4 protein-coding genes are annotated in these 6,591 nt (G+C 37.5%); 1 reads left to right on the top strand and 3 read right to left on the bottom strand.

What is annotated here, in order from left to right; all coding sequences use genetic code 11:
• Nucleotides 1–63 precede the first annotated feature (63 nt).
• Together PLA12_14095 and PLA12_14090 are read right to left on the bottom strand one after the other, a co-directional pair.
• Complete coding sequence (locus PLA12_14095; GenBank protein ID HOQ33619.1) at nt 64–1,131, bottom strand: Gfo/Idh/MocA family oxidoreductase; 1,068 nt, start codon at nt 1,129–1,131, stop codon at nt 64–66.
• 141 nt (nt 1,132–1,272) lie between these two features.
• Nucleotides 1,273–2,370 (bottom strand): type IV pilus twitching motility protein PilT, encoded by a 1,098-nt coding sequence (locus PLA12_14090; GenBank protein HOQ33618.1) that lies wholly within the window; start codon nt 2,368–2,370, stop codon nt 1,273–1,275.
• 158 nt (nt 2,371–2,528) lie between these two features.
• Between PLA12_14090 and PLA12_14085 the strand changes: the two genes are divergently transcribed.
• Complete coding sequence (locus PLA12_14085; protein HOQ33617.1) at nt 2,529–3,149, top strand: cyclase family protein; 621 nt, start codon at nt 2,529–2,531, stop codon at nt 3,147–3,149.
• An 81-nt stretch (nt 3,150–3,230) separates the two neighbouring features.
• Here the strand turns inward: PLA12_14085 and PLA12_14080 are convergent, their stop codons facing one another.
• Nucleotides 3,231–5,762, bottom strand: coding sequence for a penicillin acylase family protein (locus PLA12_14080; protein ID HOQ33616.1), 2,532 nt, complete (start codon nt 5,760–5,762; stop codon nt 3,231–3,233).
• Between the last annotated feature and the right edge of the window lie 829 nt (nt 5,763–6,591).

The following is a 6,591-nucleotide window of genomic DNA, read 5'->3' as shown; positions in this document are numbered from 1 at the left end:
TTCTTTGTTTACACCATTAACATCATATTATCACGAATTAAAAATAACTTCAAATAAATTATATTAGTGGATAGGCACTTCTTTGTTCTTTTTTGAGGATTCATATAGAGCATCAATTATCTTCTGAACCTGCAATGATTGTTCTGGTTGAACAATAACCGGTTTATCTTCCTCAACACATTCTGTAAAATGCCGTATCTCTTTGCGGTGTCCATCTTCTTTAGATAACCAATCCCATGTATAACGCGTAAGTGAAGAATGGTCTGCAGAATAAATACCGGGCGGGTGTGTTGTTAATCCTGCTTTATCACCTAATACGGTCACATTATAAACTTCTTCCGGAATATTCGCCGCCCAGGAAAAACTAATCTGCATGGTTATATCATTTTCAAAACGCACCAATCCCGTAGCATAATCCTCTACATCAAACTCTTTGACATTATATGGCACACCCCAATCTGCATTGAATAGGTCGGGGCGGTCGCCAAACATACGGTAAACCTTTGCAGAAGCGGATATAGGTTTTGGACATCCCATCAGCCAAAAACATAAATCCATCATGTGGACACCTATATCTATTAAAGGTCCTCCACAAGATTCTTTAGCAATATGGAACTTACCCCAACCCGGTATACCCCGTTTGCGAAGCCATTTTGCCTCTGCAGTATAAACTTTTCCCAATACCCCTCTGTCTACCATCTCTTTTAACTTTTCTGCTCCTGCTTCAAATCGCATGTGTTGAGCTACCATTAATTTTCTTTTGTTCTTCTTTGCAGTCTCTACCATTTTCTTTGCTTCTGCGGTATTCATCGCTATGGGTTTTTCAACCAATACATGGGCTCCCGCATTAAGAGCGGCCAAGGTCATCGGAGCGTGTAATCGGTTTTGCGTACAAACATCAATAATGTCAAACTTCTCTTTCTTTAACATATCCACATAATCGGTGAATACTTTTGCTTGTTTACATAATTTAGATTCACTTTCAGGTCGCTCTTTTATAGCATCACATAAGCCTGTAATAACGATTCGTCCTTCTTCTTCCAATTCGCGCCAGTATGGCAAATGTCGTTCCTGGGCTATGGCTCCACAACCAATTACACCTACTTTTAATGGTTCGTTCTTCTTGGGCATATATATTTCCCTTTCTTTCGTTACAATTAAAGGTTATAAAAGAAACAGAATGGGAAGAATAATAAAAAATATCACAAAAAAATTACAAAAAAGCCTCAATTTTTAAGTTCTGTTAGTTCCTCATTTTTTGTATTATAATTTTTACCTCTTTAATATTCCACCTCTTTGCTGGCTCAACTTGATACCCTGTAACATCATCTTCAATTCATCCGGATTATCAGAATTCCACATCGCATCTTCTTCTTTAATAAGTCTGCGACGAATAAGGTCTTCCAAACTCATATTAAAGGTTTGCATACCTTCATCGGCACCGTTAATAATCGCTAATGGAATTTGTTTTACATTGTTTTCACGAATAAGTTGGGATATTCCCGGATTGTTTAACATCACCTCTACCGCAGGAACTCGACCCCGCCCATCAATAGAAGGGACAAGCCTCTGGGATACACAGGCTTTTAATTGTAAGGCTATTTGATTTCGCACCTGGTCATGCATGTTGGAAGGGAACATATCCAATATGCGGTCAATAGTTAACATTGCGTTGGTCGTATGAAGTGTTGTAAAAACCAGATGCCCCGTTTCCGCTGCGGAAATAGCCGCCTGGAAAGATTCTCCATCTCGCATCTCACCGATAAGTATTACATCCGGGTCTTCACGCATTGCTGCACGAAGTGCTACATGAAAGTCTCGTGTATCTATCAGCACTTCTCGTTGGTTCACAATACTTTTTTTATTTGTATGCAAGAATTCGATAGGGTCTTCCAGTGTGATAATATGCAATCGTTTTCGCTCGTTAATATAATCAATGATGGATGCCAATGTTGTGGATTTTCCACTGCCGGTTGTCCCTGTAATAAGCACCAATCCTCTTGGAAAATTGGCTATCTTTTCCATCACCGGGGGTAAATTTAACGAGGTAAAGTCTAATATTTTCCCTTTGACATGCCGCATAACAATACTAATAGAACCTCGTTGCCTCATTAAATTTACACGGAACCGACCTAACCCGGAAACGCTATATGCTAAGTCAAAATCACCTGTTTCATAAAATGTTTCTTTCTGTTTCGGATTAAGCATTTCTTCAACAAAATTTTGAGTATCCACAGGAGATAATGGGTCTGCCTGGATAAACCGTATCTCGCCATCTATTCGAACCGCAGGAGGACTACCTACTGTTAGATGGACATCTGACGCTCCTACCTTTACAGCATAACCTAAAATTTTCAATAATTCTGGCATAGTTGAATTCCTCACATCTTATTGGAAACCATTGTTTAAATGAGAAAATAATCATTTATTAAATTTTAACACAAATACTATGGAATTTATAATATACTAAATTCGTTTATCTAATTAATTTCCAATTTTTTAAAATATAATCAATAAAGGACAATCTTATGCCGTGGATTGATGTTAGTATCCCATTACAAGTTGGAATGACCGTTTGGCCGGGTGACCTTAACTTTAGTTTTGAACCGGACCGACGCATCGCCAATGGAGCCAATGCAAATACCTCCTTCTTGCACCTATCAACACATACAGGAACCCATTGTGATGCTCCCTGGCACTTTGTAGATAGTGGTAAAAAATTACATGAGGTTGATTCATCTGTATATTTCGGAGAGGCACAGGTAATAGACTGGAAATATGATAAACATATTAACGCAGAGAAATTAAAAGATATAGAGATAACCTCGTCTCGTGTATTGTTCAAAACAAAAAATTCATCATTTTCTACTATGGGCGATTTTCATACGGAATTCCTTGCTTTGCTACCGGATGCCGCACAATTATTAGTGGATAAAGGTGTCCAACTTGTAGGTATTGATTATCTGTCTATTGCTCCCTATAAACAATCACGACCTACTCATGAAATATTACTCAAAAATAATGTTTTCGTTATAGAAGGATTGCGATTAGCAAATATTCCAGAGGGACATTATGAATTTGTAGTTTTACCCCTTGCCGTAGTAGGCTCCGATGGTTCTCCATGCAGAGCATTTATAAATTTACCGTAAACACAAACCGATTTGCTGATGACATCTCGGCATTATAAAAACCGCTTGTGAATAATAACTGAAAATATCGTATGAAAAAAATTATTTTTTAGGTTTCATTATCAGTTTTTCGACAGTATGAGTATCTATTTGTTCCATAGTTAAACGAGCTTCACGATAATCCCCCCGTATGAACTTTTCTGCCTGGTCTTTATACCACTTACTACTTGGTATCCCTGAGTTTCCCGTAGGCAGGATTTCCAACACACGGTCAGGTTGGGCAAAATCAATTAATCGCCGCGTTGAGGGTCCTGCTACTACATCATATTTATAACTGCCTACCAGATACGGCATATTATTTACCACATGATAAGACCCCGGACAGGGGAAGGGTCCCACATTAAACATTTTTCTTAAAAATGGAACATATCCAAGAGGATGATGGAATTCTAAAACATGAATTTTGCCCCATTTCCATCCGTCAATATCTTTACCTACTTTTTTCGTTAATACCTTCACCGCTTCTTTAAAGGAACGAAGAACTATATCTTTTCGTGTTTCTGTTTCAGGAGTAGAACGATCATCCCATAAGAAACAAGTGTCATCATGAACAACATATTTGAAGAAACACCAACGGTCTGCTACAGTAGAATAGACACGAAACATTTCCGTGCCTAATTCATCTAAAAGCAAGTTACGGAAAATAGCATCACAAAAAACGGTGAAAATAGAAGCGCCGATACTATCTACTGCAAATTGATAATCCCATGAACTTAACCGTTCCAGTGCTTCCTGTTCCAGCGAGGACATTTTCCCTTTTTCAGGTATTAATAATTCTGTTGTTGTTTTGACAATATCAGGACCCGGAACAGAAAAGTGGTCTAATTGCACTTTTCTTAATTCCTCAATCGTCCAATCGGAGCGTTTTTCTAAAAGTTCTTCGATGCGATAAGCACGGTCTGATGGTTCCCAATACCCCTGCAACTCTTTTACATCGCCGACTGGCTTTACAGTGGATAGATTGTTTGCGGTAACGATATATCCACAGGATGGGTTAATTAAGTGCGGATTTAATTCAAATGGGACAAAACCCAAAACCTCATCTTTTCCACTGGCTCCATCAAGAACATATTTGGGGTTGACATGGTCAGGACGCACAGGAATTTTGGCAGCCGCCCACCAAGCAAAATTCCCTAATTTGTCTGTATATGTGACATTCACACCCGGCGATGTAACCAGAGAAACCCCTTCTTGAAATGAATGAATATCCTTGGCGTGGGACATTTTATAAGAAGCCATCAGGTTTGTATAGGGGACATGCTGCCACACCCAATATAAGGACAGTTCAGGACCTACATAATTCATTAATGTTCTGTAAATATCCGTTATAACAACCCCATGCGGTGTTACCCGCCTCTTAAAGGTAACAGGTCTGCTAAAACGCACCTTTATAGTTTCCTCTTCCTCTATTACAGGAACCCAATCTCCCCGATATTTAACTTTAGTGGGGTCATCTGTCCTGAAAATTTCCTGATACAAATCGTGGTCATCATTAGCAAACATGGTTAAACCCCATGCAAAATTCGTGTTCTGTCCCAACAACGGCACAGGCATAAGAGGGAAATAAAACCCATATAGGTCATAATCTTCATAGACAAGATGCGCCTGATACCATACCGAAGGTTGCAAAAATCCTATATGCGGGTCATTGGCAAAAATAGGTTTGCCGGATTGCGTCCTTGAACCACCTAAAACCCATGAATTACTTCCTAAATGAATACCCATAAATTCCACAACATCCTGCCATGTTGACATGAATTCCTCTAAACAGGCAACCGTCTGACGGTTTTGGGAAGGTTGTAAACAGGCTGTCGGCAATCCCCAATTGGTAAGGTCACGCCCTTGAGATTTTAAGTATTCCTCCGCTTCTTCAATAGTTTCCATAATCGTAACTGGTCGCTCCCGATGATAACCACAAGAAAGTATGGAAAAATCCTCATCAGGATATTCCATCTTCAATACGAGGTTCATCAAATCTTGTCTTAATCCATCTGCAAAAGTGATGGGCATAATCATCGCCGTGCTCAAGCAATCAAGTTCCGTAAACGGCTCCGGTTGATACCCTAATATACGGAACTCAGGCGGCAACGGCTCCGTCTCAATATAGGTATTAATCCCCTTCAAAAAAGCATCAAAAGATTTCCGTATCGGGTCGTAAATATCTCCATACTTCTCCAATACTTCTTCAGCATATTTTCTTAATCGGAATGTCCTTAATATCTTGTCATACTTAACTGCTATCGGTCCTAATAATTCAGAAATCCGCCCCTGAGATAACCGCCGATAAAAATCCATGTGGAAAAGTCGGTCCTGTGCCATCACATACCCTAAGGCAAACCAGGCATCCTCCTCATTCTGAGCAAAGATATGAGGGACACCATTATCATCACGGCGTATTATCAATTCCGATTGCAATTGAGGAACATTTACCGTTCCGGATAACTTCGGAACATATTCCTTCGCATACTTCACTGCGGGATAAAAATAAAAGACAATAAAACAACCAAACAACAAACAAAGAACCACCAAAAAACAAAATAAAGCAATTGCCAAAACCTTAAATATTCTCTTCAATGTTAAACCCTCCATTCGGCTAACTTCTATAAAAATTTACCTTGAAAGATAATACTATTTACAAAATGATTTCAAATTCTTTACCACTCAAACCTAATGTGAATATTGTTCAAATTTCAACAATATCATAAAAAAACATCCCAACTTCTCTTGAAAAACGAATTTCTTATTCCCTTCTTCTTACCTGGGCTATAAAATTGATTGTATATAGTGGAAAAAGAATTGACCAATAAAAAAAATCCCAGAAGTAAGGATTATTCATCTACATTCTTGAAAACAACAACACATAACGAATTTTTTCTCCTTTCGTTTTTATCCGTGTCTATTCTCGTAACTCGTGGTTATAATTTTTAAACCCATTTAAAATTCAATCTACAAAGAGAAAAGTAGCATAATCTCAAGTTATGAGAACTTCTCTTTTCTGTTTCTTTCATATTTTGCCATTCTTCGGGATATTGTGATGACTATAAAAGCCCTGTGTTACCTATGTAGTAAAGTTGTTCGGTAAATTTTTACGAAACCAATACACCTCAAAATTAATAAAGAAACGAAGAGACTATATATATGATATTTATTGTAATTTAGGACTTCAATACTACTATATATAGTATTATATGATATTTTTTTGTTAATAAAATTTTTGTTGTAAAATTAAAATAATTTTTCATTCAAATAAAAAGGGGGATTATACTTTATTAGTCGAATAGATTATAAAAGGTCATTTTTTGGTATAAATAAAAATATCAGTTTGTTATTAAATTTTTTTAATAGAAATATCTAAAAATATAGGTGGAATAAACATTAATCTACATGTTGTATATTTAAAAAA

Origin of the sequence: Candidatus Hydrogenedens sp., assembly GCA_035378955.1 — a bacterium.
Lineage (GTDB): Bacteria > Hydrogenedentota > Hydrogenedentia > Hydrogenedentales > Hydrogenedentaceae > Hydrogenedens.
The sequence above is the reverse complement of the archived record's forward strand: the minus strand, read 5'-3'. Positions and strand labels throughout refer to the sequence as shown.